The sequence below is a fragment of the Micromonospora sp. NPDC049645 genome (assembly GCF_040675155.1).
In the GTDB taxonomy this organism is placed as follows: domain Bacteria; phylum Actinomycetota; class Actinomycetes; order Mycobacteriales; family Micromonosporaceae; genus Micromonospora.
In genome coordinates this window covers 266965-285644 of record NZ_JBFAOI010000001.1, presented here as the reverse complement: position 1 = coordinate 285644, position 18680 = coordinate 266965, and the positions used below count along the sequence as shown (strand labels likewise).

At 72.2% G+C, this 18680-nt stretch carries 19 protein-coding genes; 10 read left to right on the top strand and 9 right to left on the bottom strand.

Annotated features, from left to right (window positions below):
- Nucleotides 1-83: 83 nt before the first annotated feature.
- The 4 genes from AB0J33_RS01395 to AB0J33_RS01380 all read left to right on the top strand — a co-directional run bounded on the left by AB0J33_RS01395 (nucleotide 84) and on the right by AB0J33_RS01380 (nucleotide 5266).
- Nucleotides 84-2789, top strand: coding sequence for a hypothetical protein (locus AB0J33_RS01395; RefSeq protein ID WP_363608674.1), 2706 nt, complete (start codon nucleotides 84-86; stop codon nucleotides 2787-2789).
- Between the two features lie 135 nt (nucleotides 2790-2924).
- Nucleotides 2925-3047 carry a hypothetical protein gene (locus AB0J33_RS01390; protein WP_357267830.1) on the top strand — a complete coding sequence of 41 codons (123 nt, stop codon included), beginning with the start codon at nucleotides 2925-2927 and terminating at the stop codon, nucleotides 3045-3047.
- A 43-nt stretch (nucleotides 3048-3090) separates the two neighbouring features.
- On the top strand, nucleotides 3091-4638 hold the full coding sequence (locus AB0J33_RS01385) for a recombinase family protein (protein WP_363608672.1): 1548 nt from the start codon (nucleotides 3091-3093) through the stop codon (nucleotides 4636-4638).
- 382 nt (nucleotides 4639-5020) lie between these two features.
- On the top strand, nucleotides 5021-5266 hold the full coding sequence (locus AB0J33_RS01380; protein WP_363608670.1) for a hypothetical protein: 246 nt from the start codon (nucleotides 5021-5023) through the stop codon (nucleotides 5264-5266).
- 299 nt (nucleotides 5267-5565) lie between these two features.
- On the opposite strand, the gene AB0J33_RS01375 is transcribed toward AB0J33_RS01380, so the two are convergent.
- A complete protein-coding gene (locus AB0J33_RS01375) occupies nucleotides 5566-5760 on the bottom strand; it encodes a hypothetical protein (protein ID WP_363608668.1) in 195 nt (64 codons plus the stop codon).
- A gap of 849 nt (nucleotides 5761-6609) precedes the next feature.
- On the opposite strand from AB0J33_RS01375, the gene AB0J33_RS01370 reads away from it, so the two are divergent.
- Nucleotides 6610-8448 (top strand): NHL domain-containing thioredoxin family protein, encoded by a 1839-nt coding sequence (locus AB0J33_RS01370; protein ID WP_363608666.1) that lies wholly within the window; start codon nucleotides 6610-6612, stop codon nucleotides 8446-8448.
- Between the two features lie 33 nt (nucleotides 8449-8481).
- Here AB0J33_RS01370 and AB0J33_RS01365 read toward each other — a convergent pair whose 3' ends face one another.
- From AB0J33_RS01365 to AB0J33_RS01355, 3 genes are read right to left on the bottom strand one after another with little or no spacing between them, the layout of a single operon-like run.
- Nucleotides 8482-9231 carry a 5-oxoprolinase subunit PxpA gene (locus tag AB0J33_RS01365; protein ID WP_363608664.1) on the bottom strand — a complete coding sequence of 250 codons (750 nt, stop codon included), beginning with the start codon at nucleotides 9229-9231 and terminating at the stop codon, nucleotides 8482-8484.
- A complete protein-coding gene (locus AB0J33_RS01360) occupies nucleotides 9215-10078 on the bottom strand; it encodes a biotin-dependent carboxyltransferase family protein (protein ID WP_363608662.1) in 864 nt (287 codons plus the stop codon). The genes AB0J33_RS01365 and AB0J33_RS01360 overlap by 17 nt, the downstream gene beginning before the upstream one ends.
- A complete protein-coding gene (locus tag AB0J33_RS01355) occupies nucleotides 10075-10770 on the bottom strand; it encodes an allophanate hydrolase subunit 1 (protein ID WP_363608660.1) in 696 nt (231 codons plus the stop codon). The genes AB0J33_RS01360 and AB0J33_RS01355 overlap by 4 nt, the downstream gene beginning before the upstream one ends.
- Before the next feature lie 107 nt (nucleotides 10771-10877).
- Here AB0J33_RS01355 and AB0J33_RS01350 point away from each other — a divergent pair, with 107 nt between their 5' ends.
- On the top strand, nucleotides 10878-11555 hold the full coding sequence (locus AB0J33_RS01350; RefSeq protein WP_363608658.1) for a hemolysin III family protein: 678 nt from the start codon (nucleotides 10878-10880) through the stop codon (nucleotides 11553-11555).
- Nucleotides 11556-11776: 221 nt separating this feature from the next.
- Here AB0J33_RS01350 and AB0J33_RS01345 read toward each other — a convergent pair whose 3' ends face one another.
- On the bottom strand, nucleotides 11777-12064 hold the full coding sequence (locus AB0J33_RS01345) for a DUF6458 family protein (RefSeq protein WP_238657100.1): 288 nt from the start codon (nucleotides 12062-12064) through the stop codon (nucleotides 11777-11779).
- Nucleotides 12065-12176: 112 nt separating this feature from the next.
- On the opposite strand from AB0J33_RS01345, the gene AB0J33_RS01340 reads away from it, so the two are divergent.
- Nucleotides 12177-12716 (top strand): histidine phosphatase family protein, encoded by a 540-nt coding sequence (locus tag AB0J33_RS01340; RefSeq protein ID WP_363608656.1) that lies wholly within the window; start codon nucleotides 12177-12179, stop codon nucleotides 12714-12716.
- A 56-nt stretch (nucleotides 12717-12772) separates the two neighbouring features.
- Here the strand turns inward: AB0J33_RS01340 and AB0J33_RS01335 are convergent, their stop codons facing one another.
- The 4 genes from AB0J33_RS01335 to AB0J33_RS01320 form a co-directional block, all read right to left on the bottom strand.
- Nucleotides 12773-13042 carry a DUF6458 family protein gene (locus AB0J33_RS01335; RefSeq protein ID WP_030332052.1) on the bottom strand — a complete coding sequence of 90 codons (270 nt, stop codon included), beginning with the start codon at nucleotides 13040-13042 and terminating at the stop codon, nucleotides 12773-12775.
- A 235-nt stretch (nucleotides 13043-13277) separates the two neighbouring features.
- On the bottom strand, nucleotides 13278-15134 hold the full coding sequence (locus AB0J33_RS01330) for an acyl-CoA dehydrogenase (protein ID WP_363608654.1): 1857 nt from the start codon (nucleotides 15132-15134) through the stop codon (nucleotides 13278-13280).
- Between the two features lie 128 nt (nucleotides 15135-15262).
- Entirely contained in the window at nucleotides 15263-16387 is a 1125-nt protein-coding gene (locus tag AB0J33_RS01325) for a PP2C family protein-serine/threonine phosphatase (RefSeq protein ID WP_363610156.1), read from the bottom strand.
- 104 nt (nucleotides 16388-16491) lie between these two features.
- Nucleotides 16492-17124, bottom strand: a complete 633-nt coding sequence (locus AB0J33_RS01320) for a septal ring lytic transglycosylase RlpA family protein (protein WP_363608652.1) — start codon at nucleotides 17122-17124, stop codon at nucleotides 16492-16494.
- Nucleotides 17125-17311: 187 nt separating this feature from the next.
- Between AB0J33_RS01320 and AB0J33_RS01315 the strand changes: the two genes are divergently transcribed.
- From AB0J33_RS01315 to AB0J33_RS01305, 3 genes are all read left to right on the top strand, one after another.
- A complete protein-coding gene (locus AB0J33_RS01315; RefSeq protein WP_363608650.1) occupies nucleotides 17312-17863 on the top strand; it encodes a phosphoribosyltransferase family protein in 552 nt (183 codons plus the stop codon).
- 106 nt (nucleotides 17864-17969) lie between these two features.
- Nucleotides 17970-18161 carry a hypothetical protein gene (locus AB0J33_RS01310; protein ID WP_363608648.1) on the top strand — a complete coding sequence of 64 codons (192 nt, stop codon included), beginning with the start codon at nucleotides 17970-17972 and terminating at the stop codon, nucleotides 18159-18161.
- A gap of 57 nt (nucleotides 18162-18218) precedes the next feature.
- Entirely contained in the window at nucleotides 18219-18650 is a 432-nt protein-coding gene (locus AB0J33_RS01305) for an ASCH domain-containing protein (RefSeq protein WP_363608646.1), read from the top strand.
- Nucleotides 18651-18680 lie beyond the last annotated feature (30 nt).

Here is an 18680-nt window from a genome sequence, read left to right as displayed (position 1 = left end):
GCGGTACGCCGGTGACGCCGGCAGCCACGCCGAGGAGACCGATCGGCACCGGCGAGCCGACATGTGATGGAGGAGGCGCACCCATGACGTCCGAGGGCCCGCACCGCCCCGGCCAAGAGCCGGACGAGGTGTCACCGGGCGCCGGCGGACCGGCGCCGTACGGCGACCGCCCGGCGCAGCCGGACAACGGCCAGAACGCCGCCGGCCCCGACCTGGGCTGGGCACCCCCGCCACCGACGCGGCCCAACCCGTCGGCGCCGGCATGGGCGACCCAGTCCGAGCAGCCGCCGGCCCCCGCCTGGGGTGCCGCCGCTGCCCCGCAGCCCAACGACCCGGCACAGCCCGCCTGGGCCGCCGGCGGTGGCGCGAGCGAGCCGCCGCAGCAGCAGCCCGGCGCGTGGCCCGGTAACGACGGCGCGCCGGCCGCGGCGCAGCCCGACCCCTGGGCGGCGCAGCAGCAGGGCTGGACGCCGTCCGAGCAGAGCGCACCCGCTCCCGCCTGGACCCCGAGCGCACCCGCGGACCAGCCGGACTGGGCGCAGGCCCAGCCGGCCGCGCGAGGCGCCGCACAGGTTTCCCCGGCCACCGCCGCCTGGCCCGCCCAGGAGGACCCGGCCAGCGGTTGGGGCGGCGCGGCGCAGGCCAACCCGGCCGCCGGTGACTGGCGCGGAGCCGAGCCCGCGCAGGCCGACTCACCTCCGGCCGCCGGCTGGTCCGGCGGCGCTCCGCAGGACCAGGCCGCCGGCAACGGCGGATGGCCCGCCGGCAACGCCGGCCGGGACGACCAGCCGGTGTGGACTCCGGCGGAGCAGTCGCCGCCGGCCTGGGGACAGCCCGCCGAGCAGACCGAGCAACCCGCCCCCGGCTGGGGTCAGGCCGCCGCGCCGAACGCTGCCCGTGGCGCGGCCCAGGTGCCGGCCCCGACGACGAACTGGCCCGCGCAGGACGACCCGGCCCACTCCGGCGGATGGGCCGCGCAGCAGCAGGCGCAGTCCGCAGGGTGGAACGAGGGCAGCGACGCGCGGCAGGACCAGCCCGCGCAGCCGACCGCCTGGGGTGGCGCCGAGAGCCGTCCGCAGCAGCCCGACTGGGTGCTCTCGCAGCCCGACCAGCCGACCGACCGGCCGGAGCAGGCGGGGTGGACGCCTGCGGAGCAGACCAGCCTCCCCGCCCGCGCCCGCGCCAGCGTGCCCGGCAACGACGGGGCGCAGGGCAAATCCGGCGTACCGGAGGTCGAGCCGTGGGCGCCCGGCGAGGTGTGGGGCCGCGCGGAGGCAGAAGCCTCCGCCCAGTCCCGTGGCGGCTGGGAGGCCGACCGAGGCGACGAGGCACCTGCCTACCAGCCCGGCCCCGCGCCGGGCATCTCACCGGCGAACGCGGTGCCGCTGCCCCCGCAGGAGCAGCGCGTGCCCGGTGCCAGCCTGGCCGCCGCCCCGCCGGCCGACTACGCGCCCCAGGCCCAGTTCGCCCCGATCCCCGAGCAGCCCGGCTACGCCGAGCGGGAGACCCCGGACGCCGCCGCGCAGTACGGTAGCCGCGCCGAGGACCCCGCCGCGGGTGGCGCCGTGGTGCCGGCCCCGCGTACCTCTCCGGAGTCCGGAGCGGGCCGCGCGGTCGTACCGGTGTCGGACGCCGAGTCGGCGGCGCGGGCCACGGCGAGCGCTTCGGTGCCGTTGGCCAGCCGGGTGATGCCCCCGACCGACCAGGCCATCCGGCCGACCGGCACGGCCACCCCGCAACCCCGGGTGTACGGCCGGCCGGCTCGACCCGAGCCGGAGGCCGAACCGGAGCCGGAGGCGTTCCAGGGCGACCCGGGCGCCGAACGTCAGGGTGCTCCGGAGTGGCAGAACGAGCCGCAGCGCCAGGCCGCGCCCGACTGGCAGAACGAGCCGCAGCGCCAGGCCGCCCCCGACTGGCAGAACGAGCCCCAGCGGCCGGTCGCGCCCGACTGGCAGAACGAGGTGCAGCGGCAAATTGGGCCCGGTTGGGGCGGCGAGTCCCCGGCCGATCAGCGCTTCGACGAGCGGCAGCCGGCACCGAACGCGTTCAACGAGGCCCCGCCGGCGTTCCCGCCGGGTGTGCCGTCCTTCGTCGACGCCCCGGGCAACAGCAGGCCGGTGAACGGCACCCGGCCGCACGCCGGTGCCGAGCCTCCGGCGGACCAGTTCGGTGGTCCCGGCTCGCCTGCCGCCGGTGCCGCGACGGTGAACGGCACGGCGGCCTTCGGCGGGCCGAACTTCGGTGGGCCGGGCTCCGGTGGGCCGGGCTTCGGTGGGCCGGGCTCCGGTGGGCCGGGCTCCGGCGCCGGTCCGGCGACCGAACCGGTGCCGGGCGGCGGTTTCCCGCCGTCGTTCCCGCCACCGCCGCAGCCCGCGCCGTCCTGGGGCCAGCAGACCGGCCAGGCGGACCAGGGGCGGTTCGACGCGTTCAAGCCGGACGCCGACGAGCCGAAGGCGGAGCCGCCGGCACCCAAGGTACGCAACGGTCGGGTACTGGCCGCGGTGCTGATCGCCGCGGTGCTGATCCTGGCGGTGCCGCTGGGTCTGCTGCTGCTGCTCGGCAAGGTCGGCGGGGACGACACACCGGCCTTCGACCCGGCCGTCGGCACCTGCGTGAAGCAGTCCGGGCAGGGTGGCGCCTCGGCGGCGGACTGCGGCGAGGCGGGCGCGTTCACGATCGTCTCGAAGGTGGACGCCAAGGAGAAGTGCACCGACACGACGCAGCCGCACGTGGTGCTGCCGGGTGCGGGCAACAACCGGGTGCTCTGCCTGAAGCCGGCCACGAAGTAGCCGCACCGACGGCGGGGTCACGGGCGACCGTGACCCCGCCGTCGTCGTACCCGCCGGTGGGCCGGATCGGGCCCGGATCGCGGCGACTCGCCCCCTCCGCCGGGACGCGGGCCGATGGTCAGGCACGATGGGTGCATGAGCGCACGAGTACGGGCACCCGAGCTGCGCGGTCGGGGCTGGCTGAACACCGGTGGACGCGACCTCAAGCTCGCCGACCTCCGCGGCAAGATCGTCATCGCGGACTTCTGGATGTCCTAGAAGAAGCTTGTAACTCACGCGCCGAGGCCCTAGCGTCCTCGCCATGTCCCATCACGAACACCTCGCCGATCTCTACCTACGCCTGTCCCTCGACCGTGAGGGAAAAACCGCAATCGAGCGCCAAGAGGCCGACTGTCGGGCCTGGGCCGTACGCGCCGGGCTAGAGGTCCGTACCGTCCACATCGACCGGGGCCGGTCCGGCTATAAGGCCGTCGACCGCGCCGGGTTCGACGCCGCCGTGTCCGCCCTCACGACCGGCACCGTCGGGACGCTGGTCGTCTGGAAGGTTGACCGCCTGTCCCGGCGTGGCATGGGCCAGGTCGGCCAAGTCCTTGACGACGTCGAGAAGGTCGGCGGGCGGATCGTCTTCGTACAGGACGGCCTCGACACGTCGCACTCTCAGGCCCGGCTCGTGCTCGCTCTCCTGTCCGAGGTCGCCCGCAGCGAATCCGCGAACATCGGCCTTCGCGTCGCCAGTGCGAAGGCTCACCTTCGCACTCTCGGCCGATGGATCGGGGGACAGCCGCCGTACGGCCTGGCCGTCGGCGAAGACGGCCGGCTAGACCACGACCCACGCACCGCGCCGACCGCCCGCGAGATCGCCGACCGGGCCCTGTCCGGCGAACCGCTGGTGAGGATCGCGCGCGACCTCAACGCCCGGGAGATCCCCGCTCCGCGTGGCGGTAGTTGGGCCGTCGGGACGCTATCGACTCTGCTCAAGTCCCCCGCGTTCGCCGGACTACTCCCGGAGACGATCAAGCGCGACGGGAAGTACACGGCGAAGGTCGTTCCGTGGCGCGACCCGGAGACCGGCGAGGCCGTCGAGGTCGGCCGAGGGATCGTCACGCCGGCCGAACAACTACAGGCCGTGCGCCTCCTCGAAGGTCGCGCCGCCGCCGATCGGACGGGACGCAATCGCGGGGTCCGGGCCGAGGTATCGCACCTGTTGACCGGCTATCTGCGGTGCGGGGGCTGCGGCGGGCGCATGTCAGCCGCCGGCAAGTCGTACGTCTGTCAGGCTCGCCGCCTCGGCCGTCCCTGTCCGGCGCACACCACGGCCTTTATCGCCGCCGTAGACCGCGCCGTGGTCGATTCGTTCGTCAACCGCCTCGCCGCGACCGAGCCCGGCGACCCACTGCTAGACGCCGTTGCTGAACGATGGGTCGCCCGCCACGACCCCGCCGTGATCCGCGAGCGCACAACCATCACAGCCGCCCTGGACGACGCTAACGCCGCCCTGGTCGATCTCGAAGACGCCCGATACCTGCGCGGCGAGTTCGTCGGCCCCGAGGCGGTCCAGCGCTGGGCCCGTTTGCACGAACGGCTGACCGTCCGCGTCGCCGGGCTGCGTCGCAACCTCGCCGAGTTCCCGTTGCCCGAGGCGGACATTAGCCCGCTACTTGATCCGGTGCTAGCTCGCGAAGCTTGGGACGCCGCCACTCTCGCCGACCGGCGCGACCTTCTCGGCCTGGCCCTGAACGCCATAACGATCACGCCCGCCGAGGGTCGCCGAGGCTACCGGTTCGACCCCGCCGCGCGTCTGCGCTTCACCTGGGCCGACGAGCCCGAGCCTGTGCCCGCCGACGCCTGAGACCAGACACGCCGCCGACGCCCTCGCCGCCGCCGTGGCCGCCGCCGGTCGCTAACCCGCTGGCGGACACCGCGCGTCAGGCCCGCACCGCCGCCGTCGCCGCTATGAAGGCCGTCGGCGTCAACCTCGGCGGAGACCTCGGCGGTACGAATGCGGGACGGGCCCTCGCCGGTCGCCGGTGGGGTCGGCGGTGAGCCGCCGGGCGCAACTTCAGACCGGCGCGGGCCGACACAGCGTCGCGGTCGAGTACGACGGCTGCGTGTGGCCGATGTTCCACCCCGACGACCCGACGGACGACGGGACCTCGGGCGGTCCCATCGCGCAGGCCGCATCGCGTTACGCGGCCGAGCTTCTACCGCCGGGCCCGGCACGGGGCGGACTCATGGACGCCTCCCTGCGCGCGTGGTGGCGAGCCCGGCCGGACACGATCCCAGGGTTTGACCCTGGCGAGTGCGCCGACCGCTGGACGGTCGAGACCCGCGCGATCCTTCACACCGCCCGCTACTACGGGGCCCGAGGGCCGAACGCGACCGCCCGGCGTCTGGCCGTCGAGTACGTCGGCGAGTGCCCGGATCGCGTCGTCCAGCCTCCGCCGCCGGTCAGCGAGCGCGACCGATTCGGCTTTTGACCCCTCGAGAGAGGCCCTAGAACGGCCGGGCCCGCCCGCCAAGCACCTGGCCGGCCGGCTAGTGACAGCCGGCACGCGTCGCCTCGTGGACTTCGACTCGGAGAACCCGTTCACCAAGAAGTGCCGGTAGCTGATCAGCTCGTCGGTGCACATCTTGTGCAGGTTCATGGCGCGCCTCGCGATGAACTCCTTGCACGGGTCGCGACCCTCGCCGACCAGGAATCGCCCGGCCCCGACGTCGAGGACGAGGAAGCCCTCGGTCCCGGGGGTGATCCGGGAACCGAGGGCGTCCTCCTGCGTTACCTCTTCCCGCCCATGAGCAGGTAGAGCACGGTGATGACCGTGAGACCCGCGAGGACCGGGCTCGCGGCGCTCGGGTGCATCAGTGCGAGGTAGGCGATGAAGGCACCCGCCAGGAGCACGGCGAGCCCTCGCGTCGTCAGGTCGGGCTTACCAGAGGTGTCCTCACGGTCGACCTGGGCAATGTGCGACACGTCGTAATTAGGACGGCACCTCTTACGTCGATTCTTCGGCCGACGTACAGTGCTCATTGCAGGTCTCCTGTTTCTTCTTGGCGGAGGATTCGGCTGATCTCGTTACAGAGCACCCGTTGGCGCGGGTGGCTACTCACGACGGCACCCGTTGGCGCGGGTGCCGTCGTCGTTTTACCGAGCATGGCGTCGCTCGTCGCCGGTCGACTGCGGCACGTCGTCCGGGGCCGCGAATTGGGTCCACGCGATCAATTTGACCTGGGGCTGCACCCCGTTGTTTTCCATGGTTGGGAGCGTAATGGGCGCGTCTGGCGGAACCACCACTCCGCACCCCGGGTTGTCACGATCGCGACGACAGGACACACGGGCACCAACAAGGCTTGTGAACGCCCAGCAGCGTAGTTTCCGCACGTCAAGCGGCAGTTAGACGATGAGCGTTCATGCGATGATCACGAGGAAGCTGTGTGAGGTACGTCACGCCTCAAGGTGCCCAAGCCGTCGAAGAGGCCTACGACGACGCCCTTAAAGCTCGACTTGTTACGCGCGTAGGGGTAGAGGCCGAGAAGCTACTGGCTTTCCTCGGCCGCAATCTCGGCGAGCCGCTGCGCCTCAGGATCGTCAACACGCCCATGTCGAAGCTGACGTCAGCCGGCACCCCGCGCCGTCGACTTCCCGGCCCCGATGGAGACGTTGACCGTCGGCCGGATCTGGGACGCGGTCGAGGTCCGCGAGTACGCCGCGAAGCGTCGGGAACGCAACGAAGGCGGCGCGGGCTAAGACTCCTCGACGCTTTCTGTCGTCCGGGTCACGACGACCGATACGGAAAAGCCTCGCCGTGGCAGGCTGACAGGCATGGCAACGACAGCGCGTGTACGTGCGCCCGAACTACGGGGCCGGCAGTGGCTCAACACAGGTGGACAAAACCTAACATTGCAGGATCTTCGAGGTCGCTGCGTCTTGTTAGATTTCTGGACGTTCTGCTGCATCAACTGCCTGCACGTGCTCGATGAGCTACGCCCGCTGGAGGAGAAGTACGGCGACGTGCTCGTCGTGATCGGCGTGCACTCACCGAAGTTCGAGCACGAGAAGGACGCCGACGCGCTCGCCGCGGCCGTGGAGCGGTACGGGGTGCACCACCCCGTCCTCGACGACCCCGAGATGGACATGTGGCAGCAGTACGCGGCCCGGGCCTGGCCGACCCTGTCGGTGATCGACCCCGAGGGTTACGTGGTGGCCACCATGGCCGGCGAGGGGCACGCCGAGGGGCTGGCCCGGCTGATCGACGAGCTGATCGCCACCCACGAGGCCAAGGGCACCCTGCACCGGGGCGACGGCCCGTACGTCCCGCCGCCGGCACCGGAGACCGCGCTGCGCTTCCCGGGCAAGGCGGTGCTGCTGCCCGACGGCAATCTGCTGGTCTCGGACTCGGCCCGGCACTCCCTGGTCGAGGTGGCCCCGGACGGCGAGACCCCGGTACGCCGGATCGGCTCGGGTGAGCGGGGCCGGGCCGACGGGCCGGCCGCAGCCGCGGCGTTCTCCGAACCGCAGGGGCTGTGCCTGCTGCCCACGCACGTCGCCGAGGTGGCCGGCTACGACCTGGTGGTGGCCGACACGGTCAACCACCTGCTGCGCGGGGTGCGGCTGGGCTCCGGCGAGGTGGTCACCGTGGCCGGCAGTGGGCGGCAGTGGCGCGCCTCGGTCGACGACCACGCCCACGACGCGCTCGCCGTGGACCTCTCCTCCCCGTGGGACCTGGCCTGGTACGACGACAAGCTGATCATCGCGATGGCCGGCATCCACCAGCTCTGGTGGTTCGACCCGATCAAGCGGACCGCGGGCATGTACGCCGGCACCACCGTCGAGGCGCTGCGGGACGGTCCGCTGGCCGAGGCGTGGATGGCGCAGCCGTCGGGGCTCTCCGTCTCCGCCGACGGCACCCGACTCTGGGTCGCCGACAGCGAGACCAGCGCCGTCCGGTACGTCGAGAACGGTGTGCTGGGCACCGCCGTCGGGCAGGGCCTGTTCGACTTCGGGCACGTGGACGGTCCGGCGGAGTCGGCGCTGCTCCAGCACCCGCTGGGGGTGTGCGCGCTGCCGGACGGCTCGGTGCTGATCGCGGACACGTACAACGGCGCGGTGCGCCGCTTCGATCCGGCCAGCGACCAGGTCTCCACGGTGGCCGACGGGTTGGCCGAGCCGAGTGATCTGGTGCTCACCCCGTCCGGCGAGGTGCTGGTGGTGGAGTCCGCCGCGCACCGGTTGACCCGGCTCGCGCCGGGTGCCCTGTCGGCGGCGGGCGCCAGCACGGTTGACGGCCCCCGGCACCGCACCGAACGCAAGCCGACCGACATCGCGCCCGGCGAGGTCACCCTGGACATCGTCTTCACCCCCGCGCCGGGGCAGAAGTTGGACGAGACGTACGGGCCGTCGACCCGGTTGGTCGTCTCCGCGTCCCCGCCGGAGTTGTTGGTGGACGGTGCCGGCGCGGGTACCGAGCTGTCCCGGCGGCTGGTGCTCAACGGGGAGGTCACGGCGGGGGTGCTCCAGGTGACCGCCCAGGCGGCGACCTGTGACGCGGACGTCGAGCACGCGGCGTGCCACCTGACCCGGCAGGACTGGGGCGTACCGGTCCGGGTGGTCGGCGGAGCGGTGACCCGGCTGCCGCTGGTGCTGCGCGGCCTGGACGCCTGACGCGGTCGGAGGGGCCTGCCGGGCCCCTCCGACTCAGGCGAACGGGGCCAGGGTGATGTCGGCGTCGATCAGGGTGGCGCGGACGAGTTCGGCGGCGGAGACCGCGCCCGGGGTGTCGCCGTGCACACAGATCGAGTCGACCGAGCAGGGGATGACGGTGCCGTCGATCGCCACCACGCTGCGTTCGGTGGCCATCCGCGCCGCCCGTTCGGCCACCTGCTCGGGGTCGGTGATGACCGCGCCGGGGGTGCCGCGCGGCACCAGCGCCCCGGTGGGCAGGTAGGCGCGGTCGGCGAAGGCTTCGGCCACCACCGGCAGGCCCGCACCGACGGCGAGTTGGGCGAGCGTCGAGCCGGGCAGGCAGAGCACGGGCAGCTCGGGGTCGTAGCCGCTGACCGCCGCCACCACCGCAGCTGCCTGGGCTTCGTCGGTGCTGGCCGCGTGGTAGAGCGCGCCGTGCGGCTTGAGGTAGCGAACCCGGGTGCGGAACAGCCGGCAGAATGCGTCCAGCGCCCCCAATTGGTAGGTCACCTCGTCGCGTAGTTCGGCGAAGTCGTACGCGATGTGCCGTCGACCGAAGCCGGCCAGGTCCCGGTAGCCGACCTGCGCGCCCACCGCGACCCCGCGTCGTGCCGCGCCCTCGCAGACCCGCCGCATCGTGGACGGGTCGCCGCCGTGGAAGCCGCACGCGACGTTGGCGGAGGTGACGAGGCCCAGCAGCGCCTCGTCGTCACCGAGCCGCCAGATGCCGAATCCCTCGCCCAGGTCAGCGTTGAGGTCCATGGAATCTGACGGTAGTCCCTGGCCGGGCCTGCGCGAGCGGGGTCACGTCGGTGACCACCCCGACGACGGGGTATCCGCCGGTGGTCGGATGGTCCGCGAGGAAGATCAGGGGTTGTCCGTCCGCCGGTACCTGCACCGCGCCGAGCACGATGCCCTCGCTGGGAAGTTCGCCGGCAACCGCGCGGGGCAGGGCAGCGCCGGCGAGCCGCGCGCCGACCCGGTTGCTGACCGGGCTGATGGTGTACGCGGTGCCGAACAGCAGGTCGAGTGCCGCCGGCGTGAACCAGTCGTCGCGCGGACCGGGGCGCAGCGTCAGGTGCAGCTCCGACGCGGGGCTGGAGCAGACGGTCGAATCCACCGGTGCCGGCGCGTCGACCGGTTCGCCGAGCGGCAGCCGATCGCCGTCGCGCAGCGGAGGTGGCCCGAGCCCGGACAGGGTGTCGGTGGCCCGGCTGCCAAGCACCGGCGCCACGTCGATCCCGCCCGCCACCGCCAACCAGCTCCGTACGCCCCGTCGGGCGGGACCGATCCGCAGCACCGTCCCGGCCGGCACGGTGAGTGGGCGCCCGATGTCACCGGGCCGAACGCCCGCCTGGACCGGCACCTCGGCGCCGGTGACCGCCACCGTGGTGGCGCGGGTCAGCCGCAGGGTACAGCCGGTCAGGGTGATCTCCAGACCGGCCGCGTGCTCCGGATTGCCGACCAGTCGGTTCGCCAGCCGCAGGGCGGCCGGGTCGAGGGCACCGGACCGGGACACGCCCAGGTGCGCCCAGCCGGGGCGGCCCAGATCCTGCACGGTGGTGAGCGCGCCGGCCCGCAGCACCTCGATGCTGGCCCGATGGGTCACGCCGCCTCCATCCGGACCGTGCTGCCCGGACCGAGTCGGGTCGGCGGGTCGGCGGTCACGTCGAAGAGGATCAGGTCGGTCCGCCCGACCAGCAGCCAACCGCCCGGGGACGCGCTTGGGTAGATGCCCGCGTACGGGCCGGCCAGCGCGACCGAACCGGCCGGCACCCGGGGACGCGGTGTGGCCAGCCGGGGCAGCGCCAACTCGGTGGGCAGCCCGGTGAGGTAGGGAAATCCGGGGGCGAAGCCGCAGAACGCGACCCGGAACCCGGTGCTGGTCAACCGGTGCCGCACCGCCTCCACGTCCACCCCCCAGTGCTCGGCCACCACCGGCAGGTCCGGCCCGTCGAAGAAGACCGGCACGACCACGTCCGCCACGTCGTCAACTGCGGCGTCGACGTCGTGGCCGGTGGCTCGGGTACGACCGTCGTCGTCGGCTGAGTCGGGGCGGACGGTCGCGGCGACGGCGGACGCCCACCGGGTCAGCTGCTGGGCGGTGGTGGTCGGGTCGGGCAGGCCGTCCAGCAGCACGGTCCGTGCCGCCGGCACGATCTCGACGGCGATCAGCTCCCCCTGCTCCCGACGCCGCCACAGCTCGGCCCGCCACGCGTCGACCAGATCGGCCTCGGGCACGTCGGCGGAGTCGGTGCAGTCGAGTAGCAGGGCGTGCGCCCCGACAGGTCGGATCCGCATCCGTTCATCCTTGCCGATGTCGTGCCGATCCGGTGTTCACGTTGACGGTGCCAGGTGTCACCAACGCCACTACTTACAAGTAACCTACGGTGCCGTAACCTGACGGGGTGACTACCTCCGCCCCGCTTCGCCTGAAGCCGGTCGACATCGGTAAGCCCCGGATGCGCGGCTGGCTACACACGTACGCCTTCTTCGTCGCCCTGGTCTGCGGCATCGTGCTCTGCTCGATCGCCGCCACCCGACCGGGGTGGGCCCCGCTGGTGAGCTGTCTCATCTACAGCCTGACGGTCTGCGGACTCTTCGGCACCAGCGCCCTGTACCACCGTCGCGTGTGGTCGGAGCGCGGCTACCAGGTGATGCGCCGGATGGACCACTCGATGATCTTCGTGTTCATCGCCGGGACGTACACACCGCTCTGCGCGATGCTGCTCGCGCCCCGACCGGCCACCGTGATGCTGGCCCTGGTCTGGGGCGGCGCGCTGGCCGGCGTGGCGGTCAAGCTGATCTGGCCGCACGCGCCGCGCTGGGTGTCCGCGCCGCTCTACCTGGCGCTGGGCTGGGTGGCGGTGGCGATGCTGCCGGAGATCCTGCACGGAGGCGGTGTCGCAGCGCTGGTGCTGCTCATCATCGGCGGCGCGATCTACAGCATCGGCGCGATCTTCTACGCGTTGCGTCGACCCAATCCGTGGCCGACCGTCTTCGGCCACCACGAGTTCTTCCACGCCTGCACCCTGCTCGCGGCGCTCTGTCACCACATCGCGATCTACTTCGCGCTGTTCGCCTGACCCAGATTCGGCGAGAAACGCCACGGCGCCAGCCGCCATGATCGTGCTCGATCAATGAGGTGGTGGCCTCTCTCGCACCCCGAGGGCCCTCTTACCTGGATCCAGCACGATCTCCGGGAACCGCCGCTCCCCGGCACCCGCCCGGGATCGAGCCCGCACCGGGCGCACACACGAGCCGGGGCCCCGCGACGCTGCGGGACCCCGGAGTGTGTGAGCGAGGATCAGACCGGCCGGCCCGGCCGACGCACCTCGCGGTACTCCCGCATGACCTGGTCGTCCTGGACGGGTACGACCCGGTCGGCCACCACCCGCTCCTCGCGCACCGGGGCGGCGACCACCGTGCGGCGGCGGCTGCTCCAGAAGTAGAGGGTGGCGAGCAGGCCGGCGACGCCGGCGAGCATCAGCACCCAGCCGACCACGGCCAGGTCCAGCCAGCCCAGATCGGCCTCCACTGCGAAGGCGAAGATCGCGCCTAACGCGATCAAGAAGATGCTGCCACCAATGCCCATGTCTCGCTCCTCGGCTCTAACCTGGCGTACCTCGCGCCGCGGCCGTCGGTAGGGGTGCGGCATCCATCGACTTACCCCGGCACGGAGATCGCCAATCGGGCAAGCTGGGAACATGACGGACGCCGACCCCGAGACACGGACACTGGTCTTGCTGCGGCACGCGAAGGCCGAGCAGGGCAGCGACGCGACGGACGACGCCGAGCGACCGCTCAGCGCACGTGGGAACGCCGACGCGGCTGCGGCGGGTGCCTGGTTGGCACACCACGGGTTGCTGCCCGACGTGGTGATCTGCTCGACGGCCCGGCGCACCCGGCAGACCTGGCACGGGGTGGCGATGGGGATGACCGGTTCGCCGCCGGAGGGTGGCCCGACCGGACCCCGACCCACCGTCCGTTATGAGCCGGGTGCGTACGACGCGCACCCCGAGGAGTTGCTGTCGCTGATCCGCACGGTGGATTCCACAGCCCGTACCGCGCTGCTCATCGCCCACAATCCGGGCATATCTCTGCTGTCCGTGCTCCTCGACCCGAACGGGTTGTACGACGAGGGGTTGCGCACCGCCGAGCTGGCGGTGCACCGGTCCCCGCTCGGCTGGGCCGAGTTGGGTCGGGCGGGAGCGCCGCTCACGGCCAGGCACACCGCACGCGGCTGAGCCACCCGTCGGTCTGTCGACGGGTGGCTCAGGGGTACGCGTCCAGGTCGCCCAGGTCAGGACGGCGGGGCGGTTGGTGGCGGCGGGTCCGGCGGCGGCGGCATCATCGCGGTCGGATGAGACAGCCGGTTCTCCTCGACGATCAGGGTTCGGGCCCGCTTGCGCCGGTCCTGCCAGAACCAGAGCGTGGTGAGCAGTACGGCGAGCCCGGCCAGGATGAACACCCAGCCGACCGCCCGTACGTCGATCCACCAGACGTTGGCTCTCAGCGCGAAGGTCAGGATCGCGCCGATCGCGATGAGAAAAATGCCGCTTCCTACACCCATGTGCGCTGCACTCCCCCGTGCGGTGGCTCTGGGCGTTCCCTTTCCAGGTCACGCGACGGTTACCCGCCACGCCATCGGCATACCCGACCGGGCTCGGCCAATACGTGCCGCCAGCCGGGGCGACGCCGACGGCCGACGGAGCAGGCCCGCCCGGCCGGCCCCGGGGAACGCCGACGGCCGACGGGGGCAGACTCGCCCCGCCGGCCGTCGCCGCTGGGTGGTGCGACCCAGGGGTCTAGAAGGCCTCCTCCGGGAGGTCCATGATGTCGAGGTCGGCACCCTCGATGATCCGCCGGTCGGCGCCGATGCGGGGCAGCACCTCGCGGGCGAAGAAACGGGCAGCGGCCACCTTGCCGGTGTAGAACGCCTTGTCGCTTGCGGAAACCTCACCGGCCAGCGCCTTCAGCGCCACGTCGGCCTGCCGCTGGAGCAGCCAGCCGACCACCAGGTCGCCGATCGCCAGCAGGAACCGTCGGCTGCTCAGCCCGACCTTGTAGAGCGCGCGGGTGTCGCCGGCCTGTGCCTCGCCCAGCCAGCCGGTCAGCACGCCGAGGATGTTCTGGATCTCGGCCAGCGCCTTGCCGAGCGCCTGCCGCTCCTCCTTGAGCTGGCCGTTGCCCGCCTCGGAGGAGATGAACTCCTGGATCTCGCCGGAGACCGCCAGCAGCGCCTTGCCGTTGTCCCGAACGATCTTGCGGAAGATCAGGTCGAGGCTCTGGATGGCGGTGGTGCCCTCGTACAGAGTGTCGATCTTGGCGTCCCGGACGTACTGCTCCAGGGGGTAGTCCTGGAGGAAGCCGGACCCGCCGAAGGTCTGCAGTGCCTCGTGCCCGAGCATCTCGTACGCCCGCTCCGAACCCACGCCCTTGACCAGCGGCAGCAGCAGGTCGTTGACCCGCTTGGCCAGCTTGGTGGCCTTCTCGTCACCGGCGGCCTCGGCGAGCGCGACCTTGTCCTGCCAGGTGGCGGTGTAGAGGACCAGAGCGCGAAGGCCCTCGGCGTACGACTTCTGCAACAGCAGCGAGCGGCGCACGTCCGGGTGGTGGGTGATGGTGACCCGGGGAGCGGTCTTGTCGGCCTGCTGGATCAGGTCGGCGCCCTGCACCCGGTTCTTCGCGTACTCCAGGGCGTTGAGGTAGCCGGTGGAGAGGGTGGCGATGGCCTTGGTGCCGACCATCATCCGGGCGTACTCGATGATCATGAACATCTGCCGGATGCCGTCGTGCCGGTCGCCCAGCAGCCAGCCCTTGGCCGGTACGCCGTGCTCGCCGAAGGTCACCTCGCAGGTGTTGGAGACCTTCAGACCCATCTTGTGCTCGACGTTGGTGGCGTAGACGCCGTTGCGCTCGCCCAGCTCACCGGTGGTCTCGTCAAAGTGGAACTTCGGCACCACGAAGAGCGACAGGCCCTTGGTGCCGGGGCCACCGACACCCTCCACGCCGACCGGACGGGCCAACACGTAGTGCACGATGTTGTCGCTCAGGTCGTGCTCACCCGAGGTGATGAAGCGCTTCACACCCTCGATGTGCCAGCTGCCGTCGGGCTGCTGGACCGCCCGGGTGCGACCCGCGCCGACGTCCGAGCCGGCGTCCGGCTCGGTCAGCACCATCGTGGAGCCCCACTGCTTGTCGATGAAGAGCTTCGCCCACTGCTTCTGCCGCTCGGTGCCCTCGACGTGCAGCACGTGCGCGAAGGACGGGCCGGAGGCGTACATCCAGACCGGGGCGTTTGAGCCGAGCACCAGCTCGGCGAGCGCCCACCAGAGGGCGCGCGGCGCGTTGCTGCCGCCGAGCGCCGGCGGCAGGTCCAGGCGCCAGAACTCGGAGTCCATGAACGCCTGGTAGGACTTCTTGAACGACTCCGGTAGCGGCGCGGTGTGCGTGGCCGGGTCGAAGACCGGCGGGTTGCGGTCACTGTCCGTGTAGCTGGCGGCCAGGTCCTCGCGGGCGAGGCGGTCGACCTCAGCGAGGAAGCTGCGGGCGGTGTCGGTGTCGAGATCCGAGTACGGCTCCTGGCCGAACGCCCGGTCCGCCCCGAAGACCTCGAACAGGTTGAACTCGAGATCCCGGAGGTTGCTCTTGTAGTGGGTCATGCTCGCTGGCCCCGCTTCCGGACAGGTGTTACCGATCAGTAACCCCGACTGTATTACTCGCGGGTAGGCAGCGACAAGCGGATCACCCAAGTGACGGCGATTACACACTCCGGGCGTGGTCGGCCGGCTCAGCTCTCGGCGGCGCCGACCTCCCAACTCGGGACGGCCACCGCCGCGCCGGTACGAGCGCCGACGTACTCCATGAGGACCAGCGCGATGTCGTCGTCGAGCCGGCCGTGGACCCACTCGACCAGTGCGGTCTCCAGCGAGGCCAGCCCGTCGGCGACCGTGCCGTGGCCGAGCAGTCGCCAGGCCCGGTCGGCGGTGGGGAAGAATTCGCCGTCCCTCCGCGCCTCGCCGAGGCCGTCGGTGAACAACAGCAGCCGGTCGCCGGGTTCCAGGCGTTCCACCCGGGGGCGGACCACCGGCATGAACCCGAGCGGAGGCGCCGGCGCCGGCGGCTCCAGCGGGATCACCGCGCCCCGGCGCAGCAGCAGCGGCGGGGGGTGGCCGCAGTTGACGATCGTGAGGGTGCCGCCACGCTCCTCGACCAGCGCGGCGGTGACGAAGTCCTCGTCGCCGACGTTGCGGGCCACCGCGCGGTCCAGGTCGGCCACGACGGCGCGCAGGTCCGCCCGCTCGTACGCCACGTGTCGGTAGGAACCGAGGACGATGCTGGCCAGCCGGACCGCGTCCAGGCCCTTGCCGCGCACATCACCGATGATCATGCGTACGCCGTAGGGCGTGTCGATCGCCTCGTACAGGTCCCCGCCGATCTCGGCGGTGGCGGTGGACGAGATGTAACGCCCGGCGACCGAGAGCGTGCCGACCTGCGGCCCGAGTGGACGAAGCACCGCCTGCTGGGCCACCGAGGCGAGCTTGGTCAGCTCGACGATCCGCTCGGCCTGCCGCTGCCGAACCCACGCCACGGCCACGGCGAACCCGGTGGCGAGCGCGACCGCGACAACGTTGACCGAGGTGACCAACGACATCTTCGGCGCGACCAGCGCGAAGCCAACGCCGATCAGCGTCGCCGCGACGCCCACGCCCAGGACCACCAGCCAGGACGCCAGGGCGGCGGCGAGCACTGGCGCGGCCGCCAGGAGCGCGACGTAGTGCGCCTTCCGGCCGTCCGCCGCCTCCACCGCCGACACGATCGCGAGCAGAACGAGGGCCGCGCCGAGGCCGGCGCGGGATCCGGGGCTCAGCGGGCGACGGCCCGACTGGAGGAGTCGCGTGGGTACGAGGGACAGTTTGCCTGATCGACGTGAACCGGTGAATGAACCTGACCCGTCGTCCGAGAAGGTTCTGTCCGGCCGGCCCAGTCGGTCGGCCGAATCGGTGCCGCCCGGCCGGGTCAGCCGAGGACCTCGTAGCGGACGGTGAGCGCGCCCACGTCGACCGAGGCGATGGTGGCGAAGGCGGCCCGGGAGAGGTCCAGGCAGCGACCGTCGATGAACGGGCCACGGTCGTTGATCCGTACCGTCACCGACTTGCCGTTGGCCGGGTTGGTCACCCGGACCTTGGTGTTGAACGGCAGCGTCTTGTGCGCGGCGGTGAGCGCGTCGGGGTTGAACGACTCGCCGTTTGCGGTGAGCTGCCCGTCGGAGTAGAACGAGGCGCCGCACGAGCCGCTGTCCAGGACCTTTGCGGCGGCCGTGGTCTTCTTGGCGGTCGGCTTCGGCTTCGGCGACGCGGTGCGGGTCTTGGCCCGGGAGGCGGCCTGCTGCGACCTGGTCGCCGACGGGCTTGCGGTCACGCTCGGCGAGGCGCTGGGGCTCGGGGAAACGGACGGGGCGCTCGGCGTGAGGCTGCTCGCGGCGGTGGTCGGGGTGAATTCGAGGGCCGCCTGCTCCGACTGGTCGGAGCTGGAGGTCAGCTGGACGGCACCGAAGGTGCCCCCGACGGCGAGGGCGACGCCGACCGCCGCGGTGGCCACGATGCCCGCCGGGGAGGAGAAGATGCGGGTGCGGGAGTGCTTGCCTGCCACCGGCCGATCCTTTCGTCGTCTCAACAAACCGGGTCGGACCGTAACGAGAGAAGTACTTCCGAAGTCAACGTGATCATGGTGTTATGCCCATATTTGCACAGGTACGTGTAGCCGATCATCCGACCCGGGGTGGGCCGGCCGGCCCGGGGTGCCGCCACGCCTGCCGCACGTGCCGCAGGATGAGCGGATGCCCGCTGAGCTGACCGCACGACTGGCCACCCTGTTCCGGTGGATCGACCCCGGTCCGGGCACCAGTCACCTGGTCAGCGACATCTCCGGCTGGTGGCGGGACCCGACGGTGCTGGCCGAGTTGGGACCGGCCCTGGTGGCGCCGTACCGGGCCGCCCGGCCGACGGTGGTGCTCGCCCCGGCCGTCACCGGGCTGCTGCTCGGGCCGTTGGCCGCCACCGCGCTCGGAGTCGGGTTCGTGGCGGCCCACAAGGCCGGTGACGGGCGACTACCGGCCGGACCGCTGACCTGGGCGCAGAGCCCACCGGACTACCGGGGACGACAGGTCGACCTCGCCGTACGGAACCGGCATCTCGGCCCCGAGGACCGGGTGCTGGTGGTGGACGACTGGGTGCGCACCGGCGCGCAGTTACGCGCCCTGTACGACATCTGCGCCGCCCGCGGGGCCGAGGTGCTGGGCACCGCCGTGGTGGCCGTGGACTGCCCGCCCGACGTCGCGGTCGAGCTACGGATCACCGGCCTGATCGACGCCGGGGATCTACCGGCTTGACCTCAAGCGAGGTTGAGCACCGACGATCGGTGGATGAGCGACGGAACCTCGACGAGGCGTACGAGCGACTGCACCGCACCGGCCCGGAGTTCGAGGGCTGATCTCGGTGTACGCCCCAGCCGACGACATCGCCCCACCGACCGTGTCCCCCGCCACCCCGGCGGAGGTCTTCGCCCGCGCCGCCCGCCACGGCGACGAACACGTGGTCAAACTGGCCGACGCGGTCCTCGATGCGCACGCCGCCAGTGGCGACGACCGGCTCCTCACCACACCCGGCTACGCCGGCCAGCTGATCTGAGCGGGGCCACGCGTATTGCGGCGGCGGCCCGGGCCCTGCTGGCCTAGCCTCGGCAGGATGTGGCCTCGGATCGGTGAACTGCGCGCCCTCGCCCTCGGCACCCCCGGCGAGTTGCGGTCGACCCTCAACACCCTGGTGCTGGCCGGCGTGAAGACCGCGACGGCCGGCCGACTCGCCGAGTACGCGGAAGAGAGCGAGGAATTGGAGCACGTCGGCGAACGACTGGCGCTGGTCGACGACGACGACGCGCTGGCCGGCGTCGTGGAGATCACCGGAGTCGAGGTGGTCCGCTTCGCCGACGTGCCGTGGGAGTTCGCCCGCGCCGAGGGCGAGGGTGACCGCTCGATCGAGGAGTGGCGGGCCGGGCACTCGGCCTACTGGGCGCGGCTCGGCACGCCGGTCGACGATGACACCCCGATCGTCTGCCTCCGCCTCCGGCTGGTCTCCGGCGGCGAGGGCGGCGTGGCCAGCGGCGACCTCGGCACCTGAGGCGGGCCCCAACCGGGTGGGGCGACGGCC